Genomic DNA, 25,535 nt, shown 5'->3' on the forward strand with positions numbered 1-25,535 from the left:
CGGCCATGCGCATCCTCGCCCTTTCGACCCTTCTGCTGCTGGCGGCCTGCGCCAGCACGCCGCCGCCCCCTCCGCCACCGCCGTCCGGGCCTGGCACGACGGAGCTGCGGGATTGGCGCAGCATCATCACCGCCACCGACCGCGACCGCTACGTTCGCCGTGACGCCGCGTGGCGGCTGGCGCTGGAGCAGGCGCGGCGTCAGCCCGGCTCGGGCGACCTCCGCTCCCTCGGCGACCTGATCGAGCGCGACGCGGCGCGAAACACCGTCGCACCCCCGCCCGGAAACTACCGTTGCCGCACGGTCAAGCTGGGCTCACAGGGCGGCGAGACCGGCCTCGGCTTCGTCGTCTACGACTGGTTCCAGTGCCGCATCGAACAGACGCCGCGCGGCCTGAAATTCTCCAAGACCACCGGGTCCCAGCGCCCCTCGGGCCTGCTCTTCCCCGAGGACGGCCGCCAGATGGTCATGCTGGGCTCCGTCGCCCTCGCCGCCGAGGCGCCCGCCAACTCCTACGGCCAGCGCCCCGACCGCGACATCGTCGCCGTGCTGGAGCGGATCGGCGACGCCCGCTGGCGCCTCGTCATTCCCTGGCCCCAGAACGAGTCCAACCTCGACCTGATCGAACTGGTCCCTGCCTGAATGCCGAAGTCGGTCGCCGTCGTCGGCGCCGGTCCGACCGGTCTGGCCCTCGCCCTGATGCTGGCGCGTCAGGGGCGTCGCGTGGTCGTCCATGAAAGGTTCGACGAACCCAAGCCGATCGGCGCCGGCTTCATGCTCCAGCCGACCGGACTGCATGTGCTGGATCACCTCGGCCTGACCGGGAAGGTCGCCGCCCTCGGCCAGCCGCTCGAACACATCTTCGGTCGGGAGGCGCGCCGTCGCCGCGTCGTCCTCGATGTCAGATACTCGGACCTGAAGTCGCCCCGCCCCGACGGCGTCAATGCGCTCGGCGTCCACCGCGCCTCCATCTTTCAGGTCCTGTACGACGCCTGCCTCGCCGAGGGCGTGACCTTCGAGACCCGCCGCGAGATCGCCTCCGCCGCCGACAACCGCCTGACCGATGCGACCGGCGCGACCGGCCCCGCCTTCGACCTGATCGTCGACGCCTCGGGCGCTCGCTCCGCCATCGCCCGCGACCTGCTGACGAAACAGGGCGGCCGTCGGCACGAACTCGAATGGGGCGCCCTGTGGGCCACCGTCCCGTGGCCCGGAGACCCGTTCGACGCCACGGCGCTGGAACAGGTCTATCGCGGCGCCTCGCGCATGATTGGCGTCCTGCCCGTCGGCGCCCGTCCCGACAGTCCCGACCGGCTCGCCACCTTCTTCTGGAGTCTGAAACCCGCCGATCACGACTACTGGCTGCGCGCCGGGATGGAGCGCTGGAAGGCCGAGGTGCGCAGCCTCTGGCCCCAGGTCGCCGGCCTGCTGGAGACCATCCCCGATCCCGAGGCCCTGACCCTGGCGAGGTACGGCCACCACACATTGCCCCTGCCGGTGGCCGACCGGCTCGCCGTCGTCGGCGACGCGGCCCATTCGACCAGTCCGCAACTGGGTCAGGGGGTGAACATGGGCCTGCTTGACGCCCTGACCCTCGCCGAGGCGCTGGCGACCCACGCCGAACTGGACGAGGCCCTGACCGCCTACGCCCGCATCCGCCGCTGGCATGTGCGCCTGTATCAGGCCCTGTCGATGGGCTTCACCCCCTTCTATCAGGCCGACGGTCAGGCCCTGCCCTGGGTCCGCGACCACGTGCTGGGCAAGCTTGCGCGCCTGCCGTTCGCCGCCCGCATCCTCGCCGCGACCGTATCGGGCGTGCTGCTGGATCCGCGCCGATAGGGAACCTCCGCCGCCTCGCTGACGCTTAGTCGACGAACGCCATGCGCTGGAGAGCCCCCATGATCGTCCGCATCCCCCTGATCGCCGCCGTCTCGACCCTCGCCCTCGCCGCCTGCGGCCAGCCGAAGACCGAGACCGACGTCCCCGCCGACACGACGGCCTCGACCGTCGAGCGGGTGTCTCCGACGACGACCGCGCCCGCGGCCCCCGCCCCGACCACGGCCGCGATCCAGACCCAGCCCGCCGCCGACGGCGTTCAGGTCGCCCTGAACCGGGTTCAGGTCACGGGCGACGTCCTGACCGTGCAGACCACCTTCACCAACCCCGGGACGAGCGGCGCCGGAATGCGGTTCAGCGTCGAGGAGGTCAGCGTCATCGATGACACGACGGCCCAACGCTACGGCGTGCTCCGCGACGCGACGGGCCGCTGGCAGGCCTCGCCGCTCCAAGACGCCACCAGCAACTTCGTCAGTTTCGGCGTGAGCCAGGGCGGCGGCAGCGAGGTGGTCTGGTTCAAATTCCCCGCCCCGCCGGCGACTTCGCAAACCGTGTCGATCAACATCCCCGGCGTCGGCCCGTTCGACGGGGTCCCGGTGACCCGCTGATGCGCGCCGTCGTCGCCGCCGGCCTTCTGACGGCCCTCGCAGCCTGCTCGAGCCCCGAGCCGGAGGCGTCCGCCCCTGCCCAGGTCTCAGCCGCACCTTCGTCGGAGAACCCGGCTGCCGACCCGACCAGACCCGGCGGCGGCCTGATCGGCGAGGTCTCCAGTCTGTCGGGCGAGATCACCGCCTTCCGCGTCAGCGAGACGGCCAGGACCACCGTCGTCGAACTGGCCGCCGACGTCCTGTTCGCCTTCGACAAGTCCGACCTGTCGCCCCAAGCCCCGGCCCAGCTGCAACGCGCCGCCGACCTGATCCGCCAAGGCGGTCCCGGCCCGGTGCGGGTCGTCGGCTACACCGACTCCCACGGCGAGGACGGCTACAATCTCGCCCTGTCGCAGCGCCGCGCCGCCTCCGTCGTCGCCTGGCTGGGTACGACCGGCGGCATCGACGCTTCCCGCCTCGTCGCCGAGGGCCGCGGAGAGGCCGATCCCGTCGCCCCGAACGCGGGCACGGAGGGCAACGACTACCCTGAAGGCCGGGCGATGAACCGTCGCGTGACGATCACCATCCCGAAGGCCTAGACCTTCGTCAGCCTCAGGTCCTGATAGTCGTAACTGAAGTCGATGTCCGGGCTGACGCCCTTGACCGTCGCACGCACGGGCTTGCCGTCTTCGATCTCGAAGGTGACGAAGGCGTCCTCCTCGCGTTTGTCGGGGAAGCGGGTGCGCAATGTGTCGCCGTCATAGGGCTCCAGCTCGCCCTGCAGCGCCGCATTGTGGGTGAACCTCAGCCACAGGGTCACGTCGCGCGCCTCGATGATGATGTCGCCGTACCAAGGATCGCGCCACGTCCCCACGAAGGCCGACAGGGGCACGGACGGCGGTGCGCCGACGGCCTGTTTCGCGTCGATCTCGGCGGCGGCCTTCAGCGATTCCTCGTTGCCCTTCGCCTCCAGCGTTTTCGAATCCGCGACCCAGTCAAAGCCCTGTTTGCCCATGATGATGTCGACCAGACCGCTGCGCAGGGTCCGCAGCAGGAAATTCTCCTCGGCGTTCGAAAACACCGACACCCCCGCCTTGCGGCCCGGGATCATGACGGTGAACGAGTTGCCGCCGGGCGACCCGCCGCCATGGCTGACGATCCGCTCGCCGCGATAGTCCTGCACCTGATGACCCATCGCATAGGTCGAGGCGATGGCACGGCCCGGCAGCTCCGCCGTCGGCCCCGGCGTGCCGGAGATGATGATGTTGGGCCGCCACATCTCCGTCGCCCGCGCCTCGGTGAACAGCCGCTCACCCGAAGGCAGCGCCCCCATGTTGAGCCGCAGGATCATCCATTTGGCCCAATCGGCGGGCGAGGCGCAGATGCCCCCCGCGGCTGCGGCGGAATCCCAATCCCAGATGCCGACGATACTGTCGGAGATCTTCGTCATCGGCCCCTGATACCGCAGCGGCGGTCCGACCCGCGCATGCGGCAGGGCGGACTTGGCCGGATCCGCCAGACTGGCCATCGGCACGGTGTCGCTCATGCCCAGCGGGTCGAACACCCGCGTCTGGACGAAGTCTTCCCACGTCATCCCGGACACGGCCTCCAGGATCGCCCCGGCCACCACGAACATCAGATTGCAGTAGTGGTAGTTGGCGCGGAGGCCGTCGCCGATCGGCACGAACGGAACCTGGGCCAGCACGTCCGCCCGCGTCCGGTTCGAGTTCGGCCAGAACAGCAGGTCCCCGGCGCCGAGGCCGAAGCCCGCCCGGTGGCTCAGCGTATCGCGCACCGTGATGTGCTCCCCAATATAGGGATCCGACAGGGTGAAGCCGGGCAGATAGGTCTTCACCGGCTCGTCCCACTTCACCTTGCCCTCGTCGACCAGCATGGCCAGGCAGGCGGCGGTGACGTTCTTGGAGTTGGAGGCGATGGCGAACAGGGTGTGTTCGTCGGCCCGACCCGGCTTGCCCATCTCCCTGACGCCGTATCCGCGCGCCAGGACCGTCTCCCCGTCCTTGACCACCGCCACGCCCAGCGCCGGCTGATCGGGCCAGGCCGCCATCGCCGCCTTGACATAGGCATCGATCGCCTCGGCCAGCCCGGCGTCGTCATTGGCCGCGGTCTGGCTCCATCCGACGGAGGGAACAGCGGCGGCCCCGGCCGAGGCGAACAGGGCGGAACGACGGGTCAGGCGAAGCGACATGGACGGTCTCCGGAAGGACTCCTGCGACGCTAGCGCGCGGCCGTGTCGGAGGCCAGCGGCGGCCTTGACCCGTCACGCGATGCAGGCTCGACCCACTCCCGCCATGAACGTGAATTCGATGTAACTTTGGGTTGCCAAGCTCGGCTGTTAGTCAAGTGTCCTTGACGGCCGGATTTCCCTCGCCGCGCCCCCCTTCGGAGCCTCCGGCGTGATCCAGTTCAAGCGTCTTCTTCTCGTCGGCGTGGCCTTCACGGCGGTCGCCGGCGCGGCCTCGGCCCAGACCGCGCCCCAGACCCCGGCTCCGACCCGACCCACCCCGCCCGCGCCCTCAACGCCGCCGACCACGCCCGCCCCGACGGAGACGCAGGACGACACGGAGGAAGAGGCCTCCTCGGTCGGCGACGTCACCGTCACCGCGCGCCGCAACGACATCCGCACCTCGATCGATTCCATCAGCTACAGCCTGGCCGACGACCTCCAGGCCACGACCGGCACGCTCGCCGACGCTCTGCGCAACGTGCCCTCGGTCGATGTCGACCCCCAGGGCAATGTCTCCCTGCGCGGCGACGGCAATGTCACCATCCTCGTCGACGGCCGCCCCTCGGCCATCCTGTCGGGCGGGAACCGGGGCGACGTCATCCTGCAACTGCCGGCGGACCGCTATGCCCGCATCGAGGTCATGACCAACCCGTCCGCCGCCTACAGCCCCGAGGGGTCGGGCGGCGTCATCAACCTGATCACCAAGCCGACCCCGACCGCGGCGGCAGGCCAGCCCGGCGCGCCCGCCACGGTGACGCGCACCGCCTCCGTCCGGATCAACGCCGGCGACAACGGACGCTGGAACGTCGGCGCGGGCGGAACCTGGCAGCGCGATCGCCTCACCCTCACCGGCGACGCCAGCTATCGTTACGACCAGAACACCTTCGCCTTCCAGCGCCTGCGCGAGCAGCTTGATCCGGTGACCGGCGCCGTGACCTCGACCAACGCCTCCACCCAGGAGAGCGGATCCGATCAGGACGCGGTCTTCGGCCGGATCGCGGTCGAGTATCGCCTGACCGACAAGACCATGCTGACCGGCGAGCTGCGCGGCAGCAGCTTCGACGTCGGCGGCGACGGTCTCGGCGCGTTCGAGGTTCGCAACGCCTCTGGCGCGATCACCAACGCCTTCACCCGCAACGGGACCAGCGGCTTCACCTCCGAGGCCTGGGGCGCGACCGCCCGCGTCCTGCACCAGTTCGACACATCGGGCCACGAATGGTCGAACGAGCTGCGCTACGATCACAACGACGGCGGCAGCACCTCGCTGGTCGCCAACGCCTCCACCGTCCCTGCCGCAGCGACCTTCTTCGAGCAGCAGCAATGGCTGAACGCCCAGGAGACGATCGGGGTCACCAGCGCCTACACCCGGCCCATGGACGACGGCTCAAAGCTGCGTCTCGGCTACGAGCTGAACATCCAGCGCCCGGATCAGGACACCATCGTCCGGCGCGGCCCGTCCGCCGCCGGCGTCGTCCTGGTGCCCAACCTGACCAACCGGTTCGAGGCCGAACAGACGGTCCACGCGGTCTACGCCACCTACGAACGCCCGTTCGGCGACAAGCTGTCGGCCCAGTTCGGACTGCGTCTGGAACAGGCCGGCATCGACGTCGAGGACGTCACCAACGGCGTCCGCGCCTCCCAGGACTATTTCCGCGCCTATCCGACCGGCCACATCCAGTACAAGCTCAGCGAAACCCAGACCCTGCGCGCCAGCTATTCGCGCCGCATCCAGCGGCCCTCGCCGACCCAGCTCAACCCCTTCGTCGCCTACGGAAACCAGTTCAGCGTCAGCTCGGGCAATCCGGATCTGGAGCCGCAGGAGACCGACGCCTTCGAAGCCATGTGGCAGATGCGTCAGGGCCAGAGCTTCTACCAGGTCACCGGCTACTATCGCGACACGACGGGCGCCTTCACCGACGTGGCGACCGACATCGGCGGCGGCGTCCTGCTGACCCGGCCCGAGAACCTCGGCGCCCGCCGCGACCTGGGTGTGGAGCTGACCGCCAGCGGCCGCCTGCATCCGACCCTGCGCTACAACGCCAGCGTCAACGCCTTCCGCCAGCAGATCGACGCCGCCGGCATCCCGGGCGCGCGCGATCGCGAGGGCGAACTGGTCTCCGGCCGCCTGAGCCTGAACTGGCAGCCGACCGACAAGGACTTCGTCCAGTTGTCCGGCTTCTGGCAGGGCGACCAGCTGCTGGCCCAGGGCACGCGCGAGAGCGGCGGCATGGTCAACCTCGGCTACCGAAGGAAGCTCAATGACACCCTGTCGCTCCAGTTCACGGGCCGCGACATCCTGAACTCCTTCAATGGCGCGACCACCTACGACACCCCTCTGTTCCGCGAGCGGTCAGAGCAGGACATCAGCCTGCGCGCCTTCTACATCGGCCTGACCTGGACACTGGGCAGCGGCCCGCGCCGTCAGGAGCCCCAGTTCGACTTCTCGAGCGGCGGCCCCGGCGGCTGACGGGCGTCGCCCGGTCCTCCCGACGCCCGTCGCAGCCCCTGCGGCGGGCGTCTTCGTGTCGGCCCTTGTGGGGTCCGCAGGTCACACCCAGATCAACGGCAACCGGACGGCGCGTTGCTTGCTACAGAGGACGCGCCGGACGGAATCCGCTTCCAAAGGGATACGCCTTGAACCTCGACCTCTATTCCGACCGCGCCAAACAGGCGGTCCAGTCCGCCCAGTCGCTGGCCCTCGCCCGCAAGCACCAGCAGTTCGCCCCCGAGCACCTGCTGAAGGTGCTGCTGGAGGAGCGCGACGGCCTGGCCCGCAACCTGATCACCGCCGCCGGCGGCGACCCTGCGAAAGCCTCAGAAGGCGCCGAGGCCCTCCTCAAGAAACGCCCCCAGGTCGAAAGCACGACCAGCCAGCTCTATCTCGACGGCGCCACCGCCCGCGTCTTCGCCAATGCCGAGGAGACGGCGAAGAAGGCCGGCGACGCCTTCGTCACCACCGAACGGATCCTCGCCGCCATCGCCCGTGAAGGCGGCCCCGCCGGCGACGCCCTGAAAGCCGCAGGCGTCACGGCCGACAAGCTCGACGCCGCAGTCGCCGATGTCAGGAAGGGCAAGACGGCCGACTCCGCCGCCGCCGAGGACGGCTATGACGCCCTCAAACGCTACGCCCGCGACCTGACCCAGGCCGCGCGGGATCAGAAGATCGACCCCGTCATCGGCCGCGACGAGGAGATCCGCCGCACCATCCAGGTCCTGGCCCGACGCACCAAGAACAACCCCGTCCTGATCGGCGAGCCCGGCGTCGGCAAGACCGCCATCGTCGAGGGTCTGGCCCTGCGCATCGTCAACGGCGACGTGCCCGAGAGCCTGAAGGACAAGGTCGTCATGGCCCTCGACATGGGCAGCCTCATCGCCGGGGCCAAATACCGGGGCGAGTTCGAGGAACGGCTCAAGGCCGTGCTCGGCGAGGTCACGGCCGCCGAGGGCCAGATCATCCTCTTCATCGACGAGATGCACACCCTGGTCGGCGCCGGAAAGGGCGACGGCGCCATGGACGCCTCCAATCTCCTGAAGCCCGCCCTCGCGCGCGGCGAGCTGCACTGCGTCGGCGCCACCACGCTGGATGAGTACCGAAAGCACGTCGAGAAGGACGCCGCCCTGGCCCGCCGCTTCCAGCCCGTCTTCATCGACGAGCCGTCGGTCGAGGACACCGTCTCCATCCTGCGCGGCCTGAAGGAGAAGTACGAGGTCCACCACGGGGTCCGCATCAGCGACAGCGCCATCGTCGCCGCCGCCACCCTGAGCAATCGCTACATCACCGACCGCTTCCTGCCCGACAAGGCCATCGACCTGATCGACGAGGCCGGGTCGCGCGTCCGCATGGCCGTCGATTCCAAGCCCGAGGCGCTGGACGAGATCGACCGCCGCCTGGTCCAGCTCAAAATCGAGCGCGAGGCCCTGAAGAAGGAGACCGACAACGCCTCGGTCCAGCGCCTCGAAAAACTGGAGGACGAGATCAGCGACCTCGAGATCGAATCCGCCGAACTGACGACCCGCTGGAAGGCCGAAAAGGACAAGGTCGGGCAAGGCGCCCAGCTGCGCGAGACCCTCGACCGGCTGCGCGCCGAGCTGGCCGCCGCCCAGCGCAACGGCGACCTCGGCCGCGCGTCGGAGATCGCCTACGGCCAGATCCCCCAGATCGAGAAGCAACTGGCCCAGGCCGAGGCCGACGAAAAGACCGCCTCCCCCCTGACCCCCGAGGTCGTCGACGCGCAACAGATCGCCGCCGTCGTCTCCCGCTGGACCGGCGTCCCGGTCGACAAGATGCTCGAGGGCGAGCGCGAGAAACTGCTGTCGATGGAGGACGCCCTGCGCGGCCGCGTCGTAGGTCAGGACGCGGCTCTGGAAGCGGTCGCCGACGCCGTCCGCCGGGCGCGCGCGGGGCTCAACGACCCCCATCGTCCGCTGGGCAGCTTCCTGTTCCTCGGCCCCACCGGCGTCGGCAAGACAGAGCTGACCAAGGCCCTGGCCGCCTTCCTGTTCGACGACGAGACCGCCATCACCCGGATGGACATGTCGGAATACATGGAGAAGCACAGCGTCTCCCGCCTGATCGGCGCCCCTCCGGGCTATGTCGGCTATGACGAGGGCGGCGCCCTGACCGAGGCGGTGCGCCGTCGCCCCTATCAGGTCGTCCTGTTCGACGAGGTCGAAAAGGCCCACCCCGACGTCTTCAACGTCCTGCTCCAGGTGCTGGACGACGGCCGCCTGACCGACGGTCAGGGCCGGGTGGTCGACTTCAAGAACACCCTGCTGATCATGACCTCCAACCTCGGCTCCGACGCCCTGGCCAACCAGAATGACGGCGAAGACGTCGAGGCCGTCCGCCCCTATGTCATGGAGGCCGTCCGCGCCCATTTCCGGCCGGAGTTCCTGAACCGCATCGACGAGATCATCCTGTTCCGCCGCCTCGGCCGCGACCAGATGGCCGGCATCGTCCACATCCAGCTGTCGCGGCTGGAAAAGCTGATGGCCGACCGCAGACTGACGTTGTCGATCGACGACGGCGCCCTGGCCTGGCTGGCGGACAAGGGCTACGACCCGGTCTACGGCGCCCGCCCGCTGAAGCGGGTGATCCAGAAGGACCTCGTCGACCCGATGGCCAAGAAGCTGCTGGCCGGAGAGCTGGAGGACGGGTCGGTAATCGCCGTGTCAGCGGGGGCGGAGGGGCTGGAGATCGGGAAGGCGCGGGTGCACTAGGGCTGCAATCTTGACGTGTCCCGGGAATCGTGAAGCTTTGTCGGATGGCTAATACGAACAACGCTGCAATCTTCTCGCCCGAAGTGCAGAGTCTGATGACTCTCGTTGAGGAGTCGACACGGTCTACAAAAGAGGCTGTCCGATACTTCGTTCAGCCTGGTGAGGGAATATTAGACAGAGCCAAAAGCCGTAGGCACCAGATCATTTTTGGGCGGCGAGGATCGGGTAAGTCGAGTCTTTTAGGCAAGATCTATGCTGACCAACTGGTCGCTCGACAGCCATCTGCGCTCGTCGATTTGGAAGCGTTTAAGGGGCACAGCTATCCCGATGTCTTGGTGAGCGTGCTCATCAAGACCTTCACCGAATTCGCCAATTGGGTAGACACGGCCGCAACCGCTCCAGCAACGAAAACGAGTTTCTGGAAAGCTTTCACCCAAAAAAAGGCCGCCGCAGCAAAGCTTAGTCGAGCAGACGCTGAGCGGCTCTCCGCTCGAGTGCGCACAGAAATCGCGGCACTCGAGGTCATTTTGCACGCGCCCGAAGAGGCAAAGACTAAGATTGCCGACGAACGCACCAAGGGGGCCGCAGCGAAGGTCGGGGCAGCAGGCAAGATTGGGAATGACGTAGCCTCGTTCGATATCGGCGGGAGCTACGAGGAAAACGACTCGACCAATCGCAGGGTGGAATCCGAGTATTCCTCTCGGAAGATTGAGTCGCTTCACAGGAATATCATGCGCTACAAGCAGATGTTCCAGGATATTGCTGCTGCCTCGGGAGGAGATGCGTTTCTTCTTCTAGATGATTTGTACCATATCCGGCAGTCTGATCAGGCAGAGATGATCGACTACTTCCACCGCGTAGCTAAGGGATCGAGCCTTTGGCTTAAGATCGGAACGATACGTCACCGGACGCGGTGGTATGTGGCGGGAGATCCTCCTATCGGCGTCAAACTAGGGGATGACGTTGATCAGATTGATCTCGATGTTACGCTTGAGAGCTACCAAACAACGAAGGCTTTCCTGTTCAGGGTGCTGGAACAGTTTTCTGCCGACCGAGGCGTCGAGCTTGGCGACATTCTGGCAGATGGGGCTCGGGATCGATTGGTGCTCGCGTCAGGCGGTGTCGCACGTGATTTCTTGGGCCTGTTTCGAAAAGCCGCAAGCGAAACCCAAGAACGTGTCTTGAGGAAAGAAACTGCACGCGGCGATAAGATTGGCGCTGAAGACGTCAATCGCGCAGCTGGGTCATACTATGAGAATAAAACGGAAGAGCTGAAAACGGCTACGGCGAGCGATGAGCGCGCGGCATTTATGCTCAGCGTTAACAAGATAAGAGACTTTTGCTTAGACAATTCGGAAACGAATTGCTTCTTGGTCGAAAAAGATCTGGGTGATGAAGTCGAGCATCAGATGGGCGAATTAGTCGATCTGAAGTTTATCCATCATGTGAGATCACGGGTTACCGTGCGTAGTCGAGAGAGGCGGGTTTACGATGCCTTTATGCTAGATCTCAGCTTCTATACCGGTGAGCGGGCTCGTCGCGGCTTCGAGATGATCGAGTTTTGGAAGGCCGGGTCTGACGATTCCTTAAGAAAGCCTAAGCTTATTCTTTTGGAAGACTCGACCAAGGTGAAAGCTAAAATCTAGCTTGAGCTGTCAATGCGTCGCCGTCGTCTCCCCTGAATAACCAGAGGCCCCGAAGTCGCCGCCGGAGCCTCTGGTCTCCTCGCCGTCGCGCGTTCGCGACCGACCTACGGGTTGATCACCACCTTGATGCAGCCGTCGTTCTTTTCCTCGAACATCTTGTAGGCGTCCGGGCCGTCTTCCAGCTTGATCTTGTGGGTGATCAGGAAGCTGGGGTCGATCTCGCCCTCCTCGATCCGGCGCATCAGGGGCTCGAGGTATTTCTGCACATGGGTCTGGCCGGTCTTGAGGGTCAGGCCCTTGCCGACAACAGCGCCCATCATCACCGGCACGGGGCCGACGAAGACGCCGGGCAGGCTGATGGTGCCGCCGGGGCGGCAGGCGATGATGGCCTCGTTCAGGGCGTAGGGGCGCTCCATCTTCGCAACGACGGTCTCCTGGACCTTCTCCATCAGGCCGCCCGAGCCGTGGCTTTCCAGGCCGACGGCCTCGATCACCGCGTCGGGACCGACGCCGTGGGTCATGGTCTTGATCCGCTCCTGCAGATCGCCCTCGGAGAAGTCGATCGTCTCGGCCCCGGCGTCGCGGGCCAGTTGCAGACGCTCGGGCACCTGATCGATGGCGATGACGCGTTCGGCGCCCATCATGAAGGCGCTGCGGATGGCGAACTGACCGACGGGACCGCAGCCGAAGACGAGGACCGTCTGGCCCGGCTGGATGTCAGCATTCTCGGCCGCCATCCAGCCGGTCGGGAAGATGTCGGACAGGAACAGGACCTGGTCGTCGGTCAGGCCGTTGGGCACCACGATCGGCCCGACGTCGGCATAGGGGACGCGCAGATATTCGGCCTGACCACCGGGGATGCCGCCGTAGGTGTGGGTGTATCCGAACAGGCCGGCCGTCGGATAGCCGATCATCTTGGCCTGTTCGGCTCCGTTCGGGTTTGACCGTTCGCAGACGGAGAACAGGCCGCGCTTGCAATAGTCGCACTCGCCGCAGCTGATGGTGAAGGGCACCACGACGCGGTCGCCGACCTTGAGCTTGGTGTTGTCCTTGCCGACGGCGACGACCTCGCCCATCGTCTCGTGGCCCATGACGTCGCCCGACTTCATGCCCGGCACGAAGCCGCCGTACAGGTGCAGATCCGACCCGCAGATGGCGCAGGAGGTGACCCGGATGATGGCGTCGCGGCCGTCCTGAATCTCGGGGTCGTCCACGGTCTCGCAGCGGATGTCGCCCTTGCCGTGCCAGCACAACGCCTTCATGTCGCTCTCCTCGGATTGAGGAGGGGGAAGGCGCGGGGACTCGGGCCGTTCCTCTGTCGGGCGTCTGACAGAGGCCCCTAGCCATCAACGGACGCACGGATTCCGCCTGCGATTTCAAAGGTCGACCCTGACGAAGGCCTTTATGTGCGGCGCCCGTTTCGGCGGGTGTAGACTGTCCCGGTCCGCCGATCCCTGCCGTCGGCCCGGCCTGTCCGGACTCGCCGGACTCGGCGGACTGTGTTTTCGAGTCCGGACGCCGACGAGACTCAGTGGACGATCTGGACTCTGAATTTCCGGGTCTGGTTCGACGCCGACACAGGAAGGAGCCGCCGATGACCGAACCCGTTCTCCTGTCCGGCGGCAATCCGCAGATCGCCAAAGGCTTCGGCGACGCTCCGGTGCAGGCCTGGCTCGACGCCGTCCCTGGCTGGAAGCAGGACGTCTGCCGCCGTCTCGACGCCCTGATCGTCGCCACGGTTCCGGGCGTGCTGAAGGCCGTGAAGTGGAACACCCCGCTCTATGGCGTCGAGGAGGGCCGCTGGTTCGCGTCCATGCATTGCTACACGACCTACGTCCGGGTCACCTTTTTCCAGGGGACGCGGATGGCACCCGCGCCCGCCGGTCCGTCGAAGGTCGGCCATGTCCGCTATCATGATATTCGGGAGGGGCAGTTCGACGACGTTCAACTGACCGACTGGATGACACAGGCCGCCGCCCTGCCCGGGGAGATGATGTGATGACCGAAGAGACCGCTTCCGAACTGATCGACGCCAGACTGGCCGGTCTCGGCGACTGGCGCGGGGCGACGCTTTCGCACCTGCGCGCCCTGATCCGTCGCGCCCTGCCCCGGGTGGTCGAGACGGTGAAATGGCGCAAGCCGACCAATCCGAACGGCGTGCCGGTCTGGGAGGTCGACGGCATCCTGTGCACGGGCGAGGTCTACAAGAGCTACGTCAAATTGACCTTCATGACCGGCGCGGCCCTGCCGGACCCGACGGGCCTGTTCAACGCCGGCTTCGGCGGCGGCACGCGCCGCGCCATCGACCTCAGGGAAGGCGAGACGGTCGACGAGGCGGCCTTCATCGCCCTGATGCAGGCCGCCGCCGCGCACAACACGGCGAAGAACAAGAAGGCCTAGTTGCGAGGCGTCAGCCGGGTCGCGCCCCGGATTTCGCAGGCGTAGTCGGTCTGGGGCCGACCCGTCTGGGCGCCCGAGATCGGGCTGAGGATCCCGCCCCGTTCGGCGCAGTCGTCGGTCAGCTGGTCCAGCTCCTGGCCATAGGTCGGACTGGAACGTGGCGTCCCGGCGCAAGCCGCCAGGGAGGCGGCGAGAACGAGGGACGAAAGGAGGATACGCGCGGTCATCGGCAGGTCTCCGGGTGGGCGGTCGGCCCCGGAACGCATTCTGCGCCCGAACGGCTCCGCCCGCCACCCGTCCGTTGGCGCGGGAGGGTCGCGACAGGTGTTCGTTCGCGCATCGTGGGCGGTCGGGGGCCGCCGTTCACGAAGCCGGGCCGTCCGTCGCCGCAAGTCCGGTGGCGGCCGGGGCGGGGCAGGCCGAGGGTCGGGACATCGAGACCCGCCGGGCCTCTTCCGCTCCAAAGGAACACCCCAATGATCCGCACCGCCCTGTTCGCCGCCGCCGCCCTCCTGACCGCCGCCCCCGCCTTCGCCTCGGACCCGGCCAGCGTCGCCCTGACCTTCGACACCGGCGCCTCGACCGGCGCGGTCATGGTCGCCCTCTATGACGAGGCCTCCTACGGCGGCGGCCAGCCGATCCGCGCCGCCCGCATCGACGTCGCCGCCGGAGAGCACAGCGTCACCTTCGAAGGCCTCCCCGCCGGCGACTACGGCGTGAAGGCCTTCCACGACCTGAACGGCGACGGCCGGATGAACACCAACCCCTTCGGCATGCCGGTCGAGCCCTACGCCTTCTCCAACAACGCCGTCGGCAACATGGGCCCCGCCAGCTGGGACCGCGCGAAGTTCGCCGTCGACGGCGCGACCTCGCAAACCATCTCGATCCGCTAACGCACATTCTTGTGGGCTACCGCTCTCGACGCGGTCGCTCGCTGCTTGAGCCCGATTTCCATTCCGGAGCCCCTGACATGACCCCCTCCCGCCGCCATTTCCTGATGGGCGCCGCCGCCCTGTCCGCCGCCGTCGCCACGCCCGAAATGGTCCGCGCCGCGATCGCCCGGGAGGTCGCCGCCCCCTGGGCCCTGGCCACCGCCGACCTCGAAGGCGACATCGCGCCGCGCGGCATGCGTCTGGTCCACGGCCGGGCGCCGGCGGGGCTGGAGGGGACCTTGTTCCGCAACGGTCCGGGCAAGTTCCGCCGCGCCGGCGGCAGCGCCACCCACTGGTTCGACGGCGACGGCCTGATGCGGTCCTTCACCCTGAACGACGGCGCCGTGACCCTCGCCGCACGCTTCGCCGACACGCCCAAGCGCCGGACCGAGACCGAGCTCGACGCCGTCGTCACCCCCGGCTTCGGCACCGCCGGCGACAGCCGCGCCCGGGTCGGCTCGCCCGACGACGCCAGCGCCGCAAACACCGCCGTCATGGTCACGGGCGACAAGGTCTGGGCTCTATGGGAAGGCGGTTCGCCGCTGGAGATGGACGCCGCCACCCTGGCCACCGACCGGTTCGTCACCCTGCGCGACGACCTCAAGGGCATGCCGTTCCAGGCTCATCCCCGCTTCGCACCGGACGGCACGGTCTGGAACGTGGGGATGCAGGGCGATCAGGCCATCGTCTGGCATCTGAACCGCGACGGCTCGCTGATCCACGCCCAGGTCCTGCGCCTTCCCCGCGCCTCCTATCTGCACGACTTCACGGCGACGGAGCGCCATCTGATCTTCGTGCTTCAGCCCTGGGTCTTCGATCACCGGGGCATGCCCTATTCGACCCAATTCGCCTGGAAGCCCGAGCTGGGGACCCAGGTGCTGGTCGTCGACAAGGCCGACCTGACCTCGACCCGGATCTACGAACTCGAGACCTTCAGCTTCTTCCATCTCGGCGACGCGTGGGAAGAGGCCGACGGCACGATCCGCTTCGACGTCGCCGCCAACCGCGACGCCTCCTTCGCCATCGAAGGCGCCCGTGTTCTGGTCGCCGGACGGGGCGTGGTTCCGGGCGAGCCCAGCGTGCTGAAGCTGGTCACCTTGCGTCCGGACGGCCGCGCCGAAATGGCTTCGTCAGGCGTCACCGCCGAGTTCCCGAAAGGCGACCCGCGGCGCGCCGGGATCGAGCGCAGCCTGACCGTCCACGTCGCCGGAGAGCGCGGCGGCCGCCCCCTGCCGAACGGTCTGGCGGTGCAGGACTGGAAGACGGGTCAGAGCCACGCCTTCAACTTCGGCGACGACCAGATCATGGAGGAGGCCGTCTTCGTTCCGAAGCCCGGCGCCTCCGCCGAGCGCGACGCCTGGCTGGTCGCGCCGTCGATCAATCTGGCCGAGGGCGTCACCGAACTGCACGTCTTCGACGTCGCCTCGGTCGAGGGCGGCCCGGTCGCCACATGGCGCGCCGACGTCGCCCTGCCCGCCGGGTTCCATGGGGCCTGGAGGGGCTAACGGGCCCCGGGCGTCAGTACCAGCCGGCCTCGCGCAGGGCCCGGGCGTAGCGGCGGCTGACCGGAACGGTCACGCCACCGTCCAGCGTCAGGGTCGCCCGCCCGTCGCCCCGGGCCACGTCGCGAACGGCGTCCTTCGCCACCCACCAGCTGCGGTGGGTCTGGGAGCCTTCGAGGCCTTCAAGCTCCTCCAGCGCATCGGACAGCCGCATCAGGATCAGATCGGATCCCCGGTCGGTGTGGATGCGCAGGTAGTGATCCTCGGCCTGCACCGCCCGGATCGCCGCGCCGCGCAGTTTCATCGGCAGCCGATCGGGGAAGCGGGCCGGCGCGGAACCGACGGGGCCCGCATGGGTCTGGACGGGCTGGGCCTTGGACAGGAAGACGTTGATCGCGCTCATCACCGCCGTGACGGTCAGCACCGGCCCGACCATCAGAGGCAGGGTCGACAGCGGATAGGCCTCGCCCTCGAACACCACCCCGGTCACGAACCAGACCATCAGCGACACCGGCCCCGTGATCGCGGCGGTCAGGGCGGCGACCGCGAGCCACGGCCGCTCGTCCATGTCGATCCATCGGTCGATCAGTCGCGAACAGACATGACCCCAGAGCGCGCCGGCGAGCATGACCGGCACCCAGTAGACGAGCCGAAGCCACAGCGGCGCATTGATGCTGCCGAACGCGCCCGACACGGCCAGGACCACGCCTGCCGCCGCGGCGATGATCACGCCGCGCAGCAGACCCAGGGTGGCCGGGCGTTTCGGACGCGGGGGCAAGGCGGTCGCGGTCATGGGTGGACGAAGCGCTCCGGCGCGTTGACTGTGGATCGGACTTTCGCAGACCAAAGGGCGCTTTGATGAAGTTGGCAATCTTGACTGGCGCCTTGGCGATCTTTCTCACCGGTTTGGCGTCGACCGCAACCGCCGCCGACCTGATCCTGAACCTGTCGACCCAAGGCTCGGGCGGGCGGATCGCGGTGGCCGTCTATCGCGACGCCGAAGCCTTCCGACGCGGCGAAGGCCCCGTCGCCAGCCGCCTGGTCTCACGCACCGGCGCCGTCACGTCGCTGACGATTAGCGGCCTCGCCCCCGGCCGCTACGCGGTCGCGGCCTTCCACGACACGGACGGCAACGGCGACCTGACGCTATGGCCCATCGGCCTGCCGCGCGAGGCCTACGGCTTCTCCAACGACGCGCGGGGGCGGTTCGGACCGCCGCCGTTCGCGCGGGCGGCCTTCGACCTGCCGGCGGCGGGTGCGACCCAGGCCTTCCGGCTGCGCTGAGGCGTTCGTTCGCGAAGCCGGAGCGTCGGCTGGCGAACCGGGGCTGGCGGTCCGGGCGGCGGAGGGGAAAGGGTGGCCTCGATTTCAGGGAGCCATCACCGTGACCCAGGTTCAACCGCCGCTGTCGCAGACCCGCCGACTGTTCCTGTTCGCTCCGCCCGTGATCGCGGCCGGGGTGCTGGGCTGGTTTCTGTTCGTGGCAGGGCCACGAGGCGGCCTGCCGTTCCAGCCCCATGCACCGGATTGGGCGCTTCTGGCCCATCAGGCGCCCATCCTGCAAATCCACATCGCGGCGGCGGTCGTCGCTCTGGTGATCGGCCTTGTCCTTCTGGCTGGCGTCAAGGGCAACCGTCTGCACCGCACCCTGGGGTGGGTATGGGTTATGGCCATGGCGACCGTGGCGATCAGTTCGTTCTTGGTGCGGGAGCTGAACGGGGGCGCCTTGTCGCTGGTCCACCTGCTGAGCGGCTGGACCGTCATCATCCTGCCGATGGGTGTCTATGCCGCGCGGCGGCACGAGGTCGTCAAACACCGGCGACGGATGACCGGGCTTTTCGTCGGCGCGCTGGTGATCGCCGGGCTGCTGACGCTCTTTCCCGGCCGGCTGATGTGGCGGGTCTTCCTGGGCTAGGCGCCCGACTCAAGCAGCGAGACGGCGCGCGTCGAGCGGTAGCCAATCAGGAAGGTGTCGGGCAGACGGCTCTGAACCCTGCAGCAGCGAACCGGACCATGTAGTCGCAGGCCGTCTCCAGATCGCCCGAGCGACACAGACCGCCGGACAGCCGGTCCAGCCTCCCGGTCTCGCCCAGCGTCAGGGTCAGGGCTCCCGAAAGGTTGTGGTATGCCCAGTAGAGATCGACCTCCCGCGCATCGGGAAGGACGACCTTGACCAGCTCGATCAATCGCCGGATCGCCGGGTCGAAATAGCGGGCCATGATCTCGCCGCCGAAGGCCGGGTTGGCGTTGGTCTGGGCCACCAGAGCCGAGTAGTGTTTCCAGCCCGGCCCGCCCTTCAGCGACCACTGGAAAGGCGGCTCGAGGAAGGCGCGCAGCAGACCCTCCAGCGTCAACGATCCGGCATTCGCCAGGGCATAGCGGTTGATGGCCTCGACCCGTTCGTTGTTCCAGACCTCGGCCCGGCGAAGGAAGACGGCGTCGAACAGGTCCCGCTTGGCGCCGAAGTAGTAGTGGACGAGGGCCGTATCCACGCCCGCCTCGCGCGCCACCTCACGGATGGTGACGCCATAGAAGCCGTGCTTGGAAAAGAGATCCTCGGCCGCATCCAGAATGGACTCGCGGGTGTCGCCGCCGACGCCGTCGGCCTTGACCTTGGGCGGTCGGCCGCGTTTGGCGGGGGTGGCGGGAACCAGGCCCGGAACGTCCAGCTTGCTCATCCGCCAAGCTAGCCACGAAAAATCGTGTCGGTGCAACGGCGCCACAGACGAACCGCCACGTGTCGCCGGAGAAGCGCTGCCGTTTGACACCGGGGACAAAGGTCGTCAGTTTCTCAGAAAATCATCGAACGCTGAATAAAAGCGTCGACGGCTGGAAACATCATTGGAAAAGGGTTTCGCATGAACAGAGTCATGAAGAGCGTACTGCTGGCCGGAGCCGCCTGGAGCGCCGCCTCGTCGATGGCCATGGCCCAGGACGCCGCGCCGCAGAACGAACAGACCGCGCTGGACGACGTCGTCGTCACCGCCCGTCGCCGCGACGAACAGCTGAAGGACGTGCCGGTGGCCGTCTCGGCCCTGTCGGCCGAACAACTGGAAAACACCGGCGCGACCGACATCACCGCCCTCCAGCAGCAGACCCCGAACGCCACGGTCCAGATCGCCCGCGGTTCGAACTCGACCCTGATCAGCTTCATCCGCGGCGTCGGTCAGCAGGATCCGCTCTGGGGCTTCGAGCCGGGGGTGGGCCTGTACATCGACGACGTCTATGTCGCCCGCCCGCAAGGCGCCGTGCTCGACATCTTCGACGTCAACCGGATCGAAGTGCTGCGCGGTCCGCAGGGTACGCTCTACGGCCGCAACACCATCGGCGGCGCGATCAAATATGTGACCAAGCGCCTCGGCGACGAGTTCGAGTTCATGGGTCGCGGCACGCTCGGCAGCTACAATCAGCGCGACGCCCTCGTCTCCGCCACCCTGCCGCTGGGCGACACCTTCGCCGTCGGCGGCGCCTTCGCCAAATACGACCGCGACGGCTTCGGCACCAACCTGTTCACCGGCGAAGAACAGTACGACAAGGACGTCACCGCCTATCGCGCCAGCGCCGAGTGGACCCCCACCGACCAGCTGTTCGTGCGCTTCGCCTGGGACCGCGTCGAAGATGACTCGGCCCCGCGTCACGGCCACCGCGAAGTGAACTCGACCACCGGCGGCTACACGCCCCCGGCCAACATCTACGACACCAACGCCGGCATCCAGGGCAACCAGGAAGTCGAGACACAGGGCACCTCGGTCACGGTCGAATACACCGTCAACGACAGCCTGACCCTGAAATCGATTTCGGCCTGGCGCAGCGGCGACACCGCCACCGTCATCGACTTCGACCAGACGCCCCTGCCGTTCCTGGATGTTCCGGCCGTCTATGCCGACGAACAGTTCACCCAGGAATTCCAGGCGCTGTTCTCCGGCGACAACTGGTCGGGCGTCGCGGGCCTGTATTACCTCGACGGTGAGTCCTCCGGCGTGTTCGACACCATCGCCGGCAACCTGGGTCTGACGATCGCCGCCGCGGGCTACGTCAACACCACGTCCTACTCGGCCTATGCCGACTTCAGCTACGACTTCTCGGACCGCCTGCACGCCTCGATCGGCGGTCGCTACACCAAGGACGAGAAGGACGCCGGCGTTCAGCGCTTCTTCTACCTCGGCGCCACCCGCTCGCCCCTGACGGGCGGCACGGCCCGTCCGATCTTCGCGACCCGGACCAACTACACGGCGGCCGACACCTTCGAGAAGTTCACGCCGCGCGTCAGCGTCTCCTATGACCTGACCGAGGAACTGACCGGCTACGCCTCGATCAGCCAGGGCTTCAAGTCCGGCGGCTGGGACATGCGTGGCGACGCCGCCCTCGTGCCCCAGACGGTCAATGGCTATCAGCCCGAGACGGTGACCACCTATGAGCTCGGCCTGAAGGGCACGGCGTTCGATCGCCGCCTGTCGTTCGCCTCGGCCGCCTTCTACTCGGACTACCAGGACCAGCAGATCACGACCCAGCAGGTCGCGACCCTGCCGGCCACGGGTATCGCCTCGGTCGTCGACAACGCCGGCGCCTCGACCATCTACGGCTTCGAGTTCGAAGGCCGCGCCTTCCTGACGGACAACCTGACCTCCAACTTCTCGGTCGGTTATCTGAAAAACGAGTTCGACAAGTTCGTAACGCTGGTGACCGGCACGCCGGTGGACATCTCCAACACCCGCGAGCCGCAGAACTCTCCGGAATGGTCGGCCTTCTGGGGCGTGACCTGGTCGGGCGATCTGGCCGGCGGCGAGCTGAACATCACGCCGTCGATCTCGTATCGTTCGGACTACCACCTGTTCGACGCGCCGGATCCGATCCTCGACCAGAGCGCCTATACCCTGGTCGATCTGGCCGCGGTCTGGACCGCTCCGAGCGGCCACTACCAGGTCGCCCTGACCGGCAAGAACCTGACGGACGAGGAGTACAAGGTCGGCGGCTACAACTTCGCCGGGGCCACCTTCAACAACTCGATCTCGGCCTTCTACGGCCCGCCGCGCACCTTCTCGGCGTCGGTCACCGTCCGGTACTGATCCAACCATGATCCGACTGGGGCGGCGGTTCGAAGGAGCCGCCGCCCTTTTTCTTTTGCAGCCTGCCTGATCGCATTCCGCGAAAGCCTGATCCGAGCGGAAAACCGCTTCACACTTTTCCTGATCAGGCCCTACGGTCCAGGCAAGGAACGAGAGTCCAGAGGAAACCCAGATGACCGACGCGACCGCAGCCGTCCCGGCCCGGCCCGGATACCGCTACTACGTGCTGGCGATCCTGGTCCTGGTCTACATGCTGAACTTCCTGGACCGGCAGATCATCGGCATCCTGGCCGCCCCGCTCAAGGCCGAGTTCGGCCTGTCCGACAGTCAGTTCGGCCTGCTGGGCGGCATCGCCTTCGCCTCCGTCTATTCCACCCTCGCCATTCCCCTGGCCGCGCTCGCCGACAAGACCAGCCGGGTCTGGATCATGACCGGCGCCCTCGCTGTCTGGTCGGGCTTCACCGCCCTGTGCGGCGTGGCGGGTTCGTTCGGCCAGCTGTTCCTGTTCCGCATGGGCGTTGGCGTGGGCGAGGCGGGCGGCGTCGCCCCGGCCTACTCCCTGATCGCCGACTACTTCCCCCCGAACCAGCGCGCCCGGGCCCTGGCCGGTTTCGCCTTCGGCATTCCGCTGGGCACCGCCGCAGGCACGCTGATCGGCGGTCTGGTGGCCGCGACCTACGGCTGGCGCACGGCCTTCATCGCCGTCGGCCTGCTGGGTCTGCTGATCGCGCCCATCCTTCGCCTGACGGTCAAGGATCCCGTTCGCGGCGGGACGGACGCCGCGAAGGTGGTCGCGGCCGACGCCGCCCCGGTCGAAACCGTCCCGGTTTCCGACAAGGTCGGCCGCACCGCCTCGCTGGTCATGCTGGGCCTCGGCGTCGGCTGCCTGATCCTGGCCGCTCTCAACCAGTTCGCCGGCGTCGCGATCGGCAGCGCCCTTGTCCTCGCGTTCGGCGGCCTGCTGGCCATGGTCATCGGCGTCTCCTTCTGGATCGCCAGGAAGACCGCCTCGGTGGTCATGCCCAAGCCCAGCTTCTGGCTACTGGCGCTGGGGGCGGCATCGTCCTCGGTCTGCGGCTACGGCGTCGCGGGCTGGCTGCCGCTGTTCTTCATGCGCAGCTTCAACCTGACGCTTGCCCAGACCAGCTGGTATTATTCCGGCATCGCCCTGATAGGCGGCATCCTCGGCATCTGGCTGGGCGGCGCGATCGCCGACAAGCTGGCGAAGCGCGGCAAGGGCGCCTATCCCCTGACCCCCGCCATCGCCTTCATCATCTCGGCCCCCTGCTTCATCGCGGCCATGAACTCGCCCTGGCTGATCGGCCTTGTCCTGCCCGGCGGCGGATCGAACGCCCAGCAGTTGATCCTCGCCTTCCTGATCTTCCTGATCCCGACGGGGCTAAATCTGGCGTGGCTGGGTCCAATTACGGCGGCGGTCCAGCACATCGCCCCCGCCCCCATGCGATCGACCGCCTCGGCCATCTTCCTGTTGTTCAACAACCTGCTGGGGATCGCGGTCGGCTTCTTCTATTTCGGCTGGATGAGCGACCTTCTGGCGCCCCGTTTCGGCGAGGAAAGCCTGCGCTGGGCCATCTACACCGGCATGGGCTTCTACCTGATGGCGGCGGTTCTGCTGTTCGGCGCGTCGCGGACCCTGAAGCGTGACTGGATCGACTAGTTCGCGGTGATTTCGGCTACGGATTCACCGCCAAATCCTGTGAGTTCGGCTACGCATGGACTGCGGTTTTCGGTGAGTTCGGTTACGGCAAACGTCGCAAACCGTGTGAAACCCGCAGTCCTGAACCGCAGAGAACGCATTCCTGACCGGTGGGACTGCGCGGCTTGCTGCGTCAGACGGTTGCACCTGCGAAGCGGCCACGCCTATAAGCGCGGCCAATCCTTCCCAGCGATCGCGGCGGTCTCCCCATGAACATTCACGAATATCAGGGCAAGCAGGTCCTGAAGGGCTTTGGCGCGCCGGTCGCCGAGGGCGTCGCCATCACCTCGGCCGACGAAGCCGAGGCGGCAGCGCGCTCGCTGCCCGGTCCGCTTTATGTCGTGAAGTCGCAGATCCACGCCGGCGGGCGCGGCAAGGGCAAGTTCAAGGAACTGGGCCCCGACGCCAAGGGCGGCGTCCGTCTGGCCCGCTCGATCGAAGAGGTCGTGGCCAATGCGAAAGAGATGCTCGGCAATACGCTGGTGACGGCCCAGACCGGCGACGCCGGCAAGCAGGTCAACCGCCTCTATATCGAGGACGGCGCCGACATCGATCGCGAACTGTACTGCTCGCTGCTGGTCGACCGTGAAGTCGGCCGCGTCGCCTTCGTCGTTTCGACCGAGGGCGGCATGGACATCGAGGCCGTCGCCCACGACACGCCCGAGAAGATCCAGACCATCGCCATCGATCCGGCCACGGGCGTCACCGACGCCGACGTCGCGAAGATTAACGCCGCCTACAAGCTGGACGGCGCGGCGGCCGAGGATGGCAAGAGCCTGTTCCCGATCCTCTACAAGGCCTTCATCGAGACCGACATGTCGATGCTGGAGGTCAATCCCCTGATCGTCATGACCAACGGCCGCCTGCGCGTGCTGGACGCCAAGGTCAGCTTCGACGGCAACGCCCTGTTCCGCCACGACGACATCAAGCTGCTGCGCGACGAGACCGAGGAAGACGCCAAGGAGATCGAGGCCTCCGAGTGGGACCTCGCCTATGTCGCCCTCGACGGCAACATCGGCTGCATGGTCAACGGCGCCGGTCTGGCCATGGCGACGATGGACATCATCAAGCTGTACGGCAAGGAACCCGCCAACTTCTGCGACGTCGGCGGCGGCGCCGGCAAGGAGAAGGTCGCGGCGGCCTTCAAGATCATCACCGCCGACCCGGCCGTTCAGGGCATCCTGGTCAACATCTTCGGCGGCATCATGAAGTGCGACGTCATCGCCGAGGGCGTGGTCGCGGCCGTGAAGGAAGTAGGCCTGAAGGTGCCGCTGGTCGTCCGCCTGGAAGGCACCAACGCCGAACTGGGCAAGAAAATCCTGAACGAGTCGGGCCTGACCATTCAGGCCGCGGACGACCTCGACGACGCGGCCCAGAAGATCGTCGCGGCGGTCGGCTGATGCTGGCGGCGGCCCTCATCGCAGCAGCGCTCCTGTCCGGGGCGAGCCAGGATCCAGCGCTGCCGGCGCTGACAGTCCGGGTGACCTGCAATGCGGGTCCGCTGGAGCGTGAGTACGGCGGTCTGAACTGGCTGGTGTTCGCCTGCAGCAACGGCGGCGTCATTTTCGGCGGCAAGCCGGACACCGTCGCCGCCTCCAGCCTGTTCATCTGGAGCCCGAAGGGCGACGGCTACGAACTGACGCTGGAGACCGGTCTCGAGGATCGCGCGCTGCTGGCCCCCGCAGAGACCGAACTGGGCGCTCTGACCCTGGCCGACCTTCAGGCCCTGATCACCGAAGCGCGCAGCGCGTCTCACTGATGATGCGTCGCTTCGCCCTCCTCGCCGCCCTGGCGTTCGGCTCGATCGCGACTGCGGCGTCTTCGGCCCAGGTTGCGCCCGAGCCGATAGACCTCCTCGCCACCCTGGATGCGGTCTGCATTTCGGCCCAGGGCGATCGGGTACGTGCAGCCGAACTGGCGGCGGAGGCGGGCTTTTCGCCCGTGCCGGATTCGATAGTTCCCAGCCTGCGCAATGCGTCGGAGACGGCGGGCTTCATGAAGTCGAGCGCCGCCGATATCGCCTATGTCATGACCGGCAAAATGTCCCGGCGCGTGGGGCGCGAGCGGATCACGATGGAGTTCTGCGGCGTCAGCGCCCGGCCGACCGATCACCGCGCCCTCGACCAGCGCCTGCGCCAGGCCATGGGGTTCGCCCCCGTGACCGATTTCGGCATGGACGCCTATGCCTGGCTGCAGACGCCCGAGGGCCGCGCCCCGACGCGCGACCTGCGCGACCCCACCTTCATCGCCATGGCCGGCACCGATCAGATGCGCATGGTGGGTCTGCAGCGGTCCGGCCCCGGCTCCACCCTGATCTATTTCCTGCCCCGCCTCGACTGACCGGTCGCGCGCACCCCTGAATCCTCCCGTCCCGGAAGAAAC

General features: G+C 67.5%; 23 protein-coding genes. 18 read left to right on the forward strand and 5 right to left on the reverse strand.

Translation table 11 applies throughout. The features are described 5' to 3' along the window. Positions 1-5: 5 nt before the first annotated feature. Genes ACQY68_RS00460 through ACQY68_RS00475 form a run of 4 tightly spaced genes read left to right on the forward strand, consistent with a single transcriptional unit; the run spans position 6 to position 3,021 of the window. A complete protein-coding gene (locus ACQY68_RS00460; protein WP_428151049.1) occupies positions 6-641 on the forward strand; it encodes a DUF4893 domain-containing protein in 636 nt (211 codons plus the stop codon). Continuing rightward, a complete protein-coding gene (locus tag ACQY68_RS00465; protein WP_428151050.1) occupies positions 642-1,838 on the forward strand; it encodes an FAD-dependent oxidoreductase in 1,197 nt (398 codons plus the stop codon). It abuts the gene before it with no gap. Between the two features lie 59 nt (positions 1,839-1,897). Then, entirely contained in the window at positions 1,898-2,443 is a 546-nt protein-coding gene (locus ACQY68_RS00470) for a hypothetical protein (RefSeq protein ID WP_428151051.1), read from the forward strand. Further along, the gene (locus ACQY68_RS00475) at positions 2,443-3,021 is read left to right on the forward strand and encodes an OmpA family protein (RefSeq protein ID WP_428151052.1); all 579 of its coding nucleotides are present in this window, start codon (positions 2,443-2,445) and stop codon (positions 3,019-3,021) included. The genes ACQY68_RS00470 and ACQY68_RS00475 overlap by 1 nt, the downstream gene beginning before the upstream one ends. On the opposite strand, the gene ACQY68_RS00480 is transcribed toward ACQY68_RS00475, so the two are convergent. Then, a complete protein-coding gene (locus ACQY68_RS00480) occupies positions 3,018-4,631 on the reverse strand; it encodes a serine hydrolase (protein WP_428151053.1) in 1,614 nt (537 codons plus the stop codon). The two genes, ACQY68_RS00475 and ACQY68_RS00480, sit on opposite strands and share 4 nt — an antisense overlap. A 208-nt stretch (positions 4,632-4,839) precedes the next feature. Between ACQY68_RS00480 and ACQY68_RS00485 the strand changes: the two genes are divergently transcribed. The 3 genes from ACQY68_RS00485 to ACQY68_RS00495 all read left to right on the forward strand — a co-directional run bounded on the left by ACQY68_RS00485 (position 4,840) and on the right by ACQY68_RS00495 (position 11,536). Next, the gene (locus ACQY68_RS00485; RefSeq protein ID WP_428151054.1) at positions 4,840-7,137 is read left to right on the forward strand and encodes a TonB-dependent receptor domain-containing protein; all 2,298 of its coding nucleotides are present in this window, start codon (positions 4,840-4,842) and stop codon (positions 7,135-7,137) included. Between the two features lie 167 nt (positions 7,138-7,304). Next, the gene (gene clpB / locus ACQY68_RS00490) at positions 7,305-9,890 is read left to right on the forward strand and encodes an ATP-dependent chaperone ClpB (protein WP_428151055.1); all 2,586 of its coding nucleotides are present in this window, start codon (positions 7,305-7,307) and stop codon (positions 9,888-9,890) included. Between the two features lie 44 nt (positions 9,891-9,934). Then, entirely contained in the window at positions 9,935-11,536 is a 1,602-nt protein-coding gene (locus ACQY68_RS00495) for a hypothetical protein (protein ID WP_428151056.1), read from the forward strand. A gap of 104 nt (positions 11,537-11,640) precedes the next feature. Here ACQY68_RS00495 and ACQY68_RS00500 read toward each other — a convergent pair whose 3' ends face one another. Beyond that, the gene (locus tag ACQY68_RS00500) at positions 11,641-12,798 is read right to left on the reverse strand and encodes a zinc-dependent alcohol dehydrogenase (protein WP_428151057.1); all 1,158 of its coding nucleotides are present in this window, start codon (positions 12,796-12,798) and stop codon (positions 11,641-11,643) included. Positions 12,799-13,130: 332 nt separating this feature from the next. Between ACQY68_RS00500 and ACQY68_RS00505 the strand changes: the two genes are divergently transcribed. Both ACQY68_RS00505 and ACQY68_RS00510 read left to right on the forward strand, forming a co-directional pair. Beyond that, the gene (locus ACQY68_RS00505; protein ID WP_428151058.1) at positions 13,131-13,535 is read left to right on the forward strand and encodes a DUF1801 domain-containing protein; all 405 of its coding nucleotides are present in this window, start codon (positions 13,131-13,133) and stop codon (positions 13,533-13,535) included. Next, positions 13,535-13,936, forward strand: a complete 402-nt coding sequence (locus ACQY68_RS00510) for a DUF1801 domain-containing protein (RefSeq protein WP_428151059.1) — start codon at positions 13,535-13,537, stop codon at positions 13,934-13,936. Before ACQY68_RS00505 ends, ACQY68_RS00510 begins: the two co-directional genes overlap by 1 nt. Here ACQY68_RS00510 and ACQY68_RS00515 read toward each other — a convergent pair. Further along, positions 13,933-14,163, reverse strand: coding sequence for a hypothetical protein (locus tag ACQY68_RS00515; protein WP_428151060.1), 231 nt, complete (start codon positions 14,161-14,163; stop codon positions 13,933-13,935). The genes ACQY68_RS00510 and ACQY68_RS00515 overlap by 4 nt on opposite strands. Before the next feature lie 249 nt (positions 14,164-14,412). Here ACQY68_RS00515 and ACQY68_RS00520 point away from each other — a divergent pair, with 249 nt between their 5' ends. Together ACQY68_RS00520 and ACQY68_RS00525 are read left to right on the forward strand one after the other, a co-directional pair. Then, positions 14,413-14,829: a DUF2141 domain-containing protein gene (locus ACQY68_RS00520; protein ID WP_428151061.1), complete on the forward strand. Its 417-nt coding sequence runs from the start codon at positions 14,413-14,415 to the stop codon at positions 14,827-14,829. 77 nt (positions 14,830-14,906) lie between these two features. Next, positions 14,907-16,373 carry a carotenoid oxygenase family protein gene (locus tag ACQY68_RS00525; RefSeq protein WP_428151062.1) on the forward strand — a complete coding sequence of 489 codons (1,467 nt, stop codon included), beginning with the start codon at positions 14,907-14,909 and terminating at the stop codon, positions 16,371-16,373. A gap of 13 nt (positions 16,374-16,386) precedes the next feature. Here the strand turns inward: ACQY68_RS00525 and ACQY68_RS00530 are convergent, their stop codons facing one another. Continuing rightward, the gene (locus tag ACQY68_RS00530) at positions 16,387-17,163 is read right to left on the reverse strand and encodes a LytTR family DNA-binding domain-containing protein (RefSeq protein WP_428151063.1); all 777 of its coding nucleotides are present in this window, start codon (positions 17,161-17,163) and stop codon (positions 16,387-16,389) included. Positions 17,164-17,255: 92 nt separating this feature from the next. Here ACQY68_RS00530 and ACQY68_RS00535 point away from each other — a divergent pair, with 92 nt between their 5' ends. Together ACQY68_RS00535 and ACQY68_RS00540 are read left to right on the forward strand one after the other, a co-directional pair. After that, positions 17,256-17,654: a DUF2141 domain-containing protein gene (locus tag ACQY68_RS00535; protein WP_428151065.1), complete on the forward strand. Its 399-nt coding sequence runs from the start codon at positions 17,256-17,258 to the stop codon at positions 17,652-17,654. 100 nt (positions 17,655-17,754) lie between these two features. After that, the gene (locus ACQY68_RS00540; RefSeq protein WP_428151066.1) at positions 17,755-18,285 is read left to right on the forward strand and encodes a DUF2306 domain-containing protein; all 531 of its coding nucleotides are present in this window, start codon (positions 17,755-17,757) and stop codon (positions 18,283-18,285) included. A gap of 46 nt (positions 18,286-18,331) precedes the next feature. Here the strand turns inward: ACQY68_RS00540 and ACQY68_RS00545 are convergent, their stop codons facing one another. Beyond that, the gene (locus ACQY68_RS00545) at positions 18,332-19,048 is read right to left on the reverse strand and encodes a TetR/AcrR family transcriptional regulator (protein WP_428151067.1); all 717 of its coding nucleotides are present in this window, start codon (positions 19,046-19,048) and stop codon (positions 18,332-18,334) included. 180 nt (positions 19,049-19,228) lie between these two features. Between ACQY68_RS00545 and ACQY68_RS00550 the strand changes: the two genes are divergently transcribed. From ACQY68_RS00550 to ACQY68_RS00570, 5 genes are all read left to right on the forward strand, one after another. After that, a complete protein-coding gene (locus ACQY68_RS00550; RefSeq protein WP_428151068.1) occupies positions 19,229-21,436 on the forward strand; it encodes a TonB-dependent receptor in 2,208 nt (735 codons plus the stop codon). A 172-nt stretch (positions 21,437-21,608) separates the two neighbouring features. Beyond that, positions 21,609-23,114: a spinster family MFS transporter gene (locus ACQY68_RS00555; protein ID WP_428151069.1), complete on the forward strand. Its 1,506-nt coding sequence runs from the start codon at positions 21,609-21,611 to the stop codon at positions 23,112-23,114. Positions 23,115-23,362: 248 nt separating this feature from the next. After that, on the forward strand, positions 23,363-24,553 hold the full coding sequence (sucC, locus tag ACQY68_RS00560) for an ADP-forming succinate--CoA ligase subunit beta (protein WP_428151070.1): 1,191 nt from the start codon (positions 23,363-23,365) through the stop codon (positions 24,551-24,553). Next, the gene (locus ACQY68_RS00565; RefSeq protein ID WP_428151071.1) at positions 24,553-24,912 is read left to right on the forward strand and encodes a hypothetical protein; all 360 of its coding nucleotides are present in this window, start codon (positions 24,553-24,555) and stop codon (positions 24,910-24,912) included. The genes sucC and ACQY68_RS00565 overlap by 1 nt, the downstream gene beginning before the upstream one ends. Next, positions 24,912-25,493, forward strand: coding sequence for a hypothetical protein (locus ACQY68_RS00570; RefSeq protein ID WP_428151072.1), 582 nt, complete (start codon positions 24,912-24,914; stop codon positions 25,491-25,493). Before ACQY68_RS00565 ends, ACQY68_RS00570 begins: the two co-directional genes overlap by 1 nt. The last annotated feature ends 42 nt before the right edge of the window (positions 25,494-25,535 follow it).

This window comes from Brevundimonas sp. (genome assembly GCF_965278935.1).
Classification (GTDB): Bacteria; Pseudomonadota; Alphaproteobacteria; order Caulobacterales; family Caulobacteraceae; genus Brevundimonas.

Excerpts from the sequence above, each read along its gene's own strand:
- ACQY68_RS00460 (WP_428151049.1), top strand. The coding sequence starts at position 6 with ATGCGCATCCTCGCCCTTTCGACCCTTCTGCTGCTGGCGGCCTGCGCC.
- ACQY68_RS00465 (WP_428151050.1), top strand. The coding sequence starts at position 642 with ATGCCGAAGTCGGTCGCCGTCGTCGGCGCCGGTCCGACCGGTCTGGCC.
- ACQY68_RS00470 (WP_428151051.1), top strand. The coding sequence starts at position 1,898 with ATGATCGTCCGCATCCCCCTGATCGCCGCCGTCTCGACCCTCGCCCTC.
- ACQY68_RS00475 (WP_428151052.1), top strand. The coding sequence starts at position 2,443 with ATGCGCGCCGTCGTCGCCGCCGGCCTTCTGACGGCCCTCGCAGCCTGC.
- ACQY68_RS00480 (WP_428151053.1), bottom strand. The coding sequence starts at position 4,631 with ATGTCGCTTCGCCTGACCCGTCGTTCCGCCCTGTTCGCCTCGGCCGGG.
- ACQY68_RS00495 (WP_428151056.1), top strand. The coding sequence starts at position 9,935 with ATGGCTAATACGAACAACGCTGCAATCTTCTCGCCCGAAGTGCAGAGT.
- ACQY68_RS00500 (WP_428151057.1), bottom strand. The coding sequence starts at position 12,798 with ATGAAGGCGTTGTGCTGGCACGGCAAGGGCGACATCCGCTGCGAGACC.
- ACQY68_RS00505 (WP_428151058.1), top strand. The coding sequence starts at position 13,131 with ATGACCGAACCCGTTCTCCTGTCCGGCGGCAATCCGCAGATCGCCAAA.
- ACQY68_RS00510 (WP_428151059.1), top strand. The coding sequence starts at position 13,535 with ATGACCGAAGAGACCGCTTCCGAACTGATCGACGCCAGACTGGCCGGT.
- ACQY68_RS00515 (WP_428151060.1), bottom strand. The coding sequence starts at position 14,163 with ATGACCGCGCGTATCCTCCTTTCGTCCCTCGTTCTCGCCGCCTCCCTG.
- ACQY68_RS00520 (WP_428151061.1), top strand. The coding sequence starts at position 14,413 with ATGATCCGCACCGCCCTGTTCGCCGCCGCCGCCCTCCTGACCGCCGCC.
- ACQY68_RS00525 (WP_428151062.1), top strand. The coding sequence starts at position 14,907 with ATGACCCCCTCCCGCCGCCATTTCCTGATGGGCGCCGCCGCCCTGTCC.
- ACQY68_RS00530 (WP_428151063.1), bottom strand. The coding sequence starts at position 17,163 with ATGACCGCGACCGCCTTGCCCCCGCGTCCGAAACGCCCGGCCACCCTG.
- ACQY68_RS00545 (WP_428151067.1), bottom strand. The coding sequence starts at position 19,048 with ATGAGCAAGCTGGACGTTCCGGGCCTGGTTCCCGCCACCCCCGCCAAA.
- ACQY68_RS00550 (WP_428151068.1), top strand. The coding sequence starts at position 19,229 with ATGAACAGAGTCATGAAGAGCGTACTGCTGGCCGGAGCCGCCTGGAGC.
- ACQY68_RS00555 (WP_428151069.1), top strand. The coding sequence starts at position 21,609 with ATGACCGACGCGACCGCAGCCGTCCCGGCCCGGCCCGGATACCGCTAC.
- sucC (WP_428151070.1), top strand. The coding sequence starts at position 23,363 with ATGAACATTCACGAATATCAGGGCAAGCAGGTCCTGAAGGGCTTTGGC.
- ACQY68_RS00565 (WP_428151071.1), top strand. The coding sequence starts at position 24,553 with ATGCTGGCGGCGGCCCTCATCGCAGCAGCGCTCCTGTCCGGGGCGAGC.
- ACQY68_RS00570 (WP_428151072.1), top strand. The coding sequence starts at position 24,912 with ATGATGCGTCGCTTCGCCCTCCTCGCCGCCCTGGCGTTCGGCTCGATC.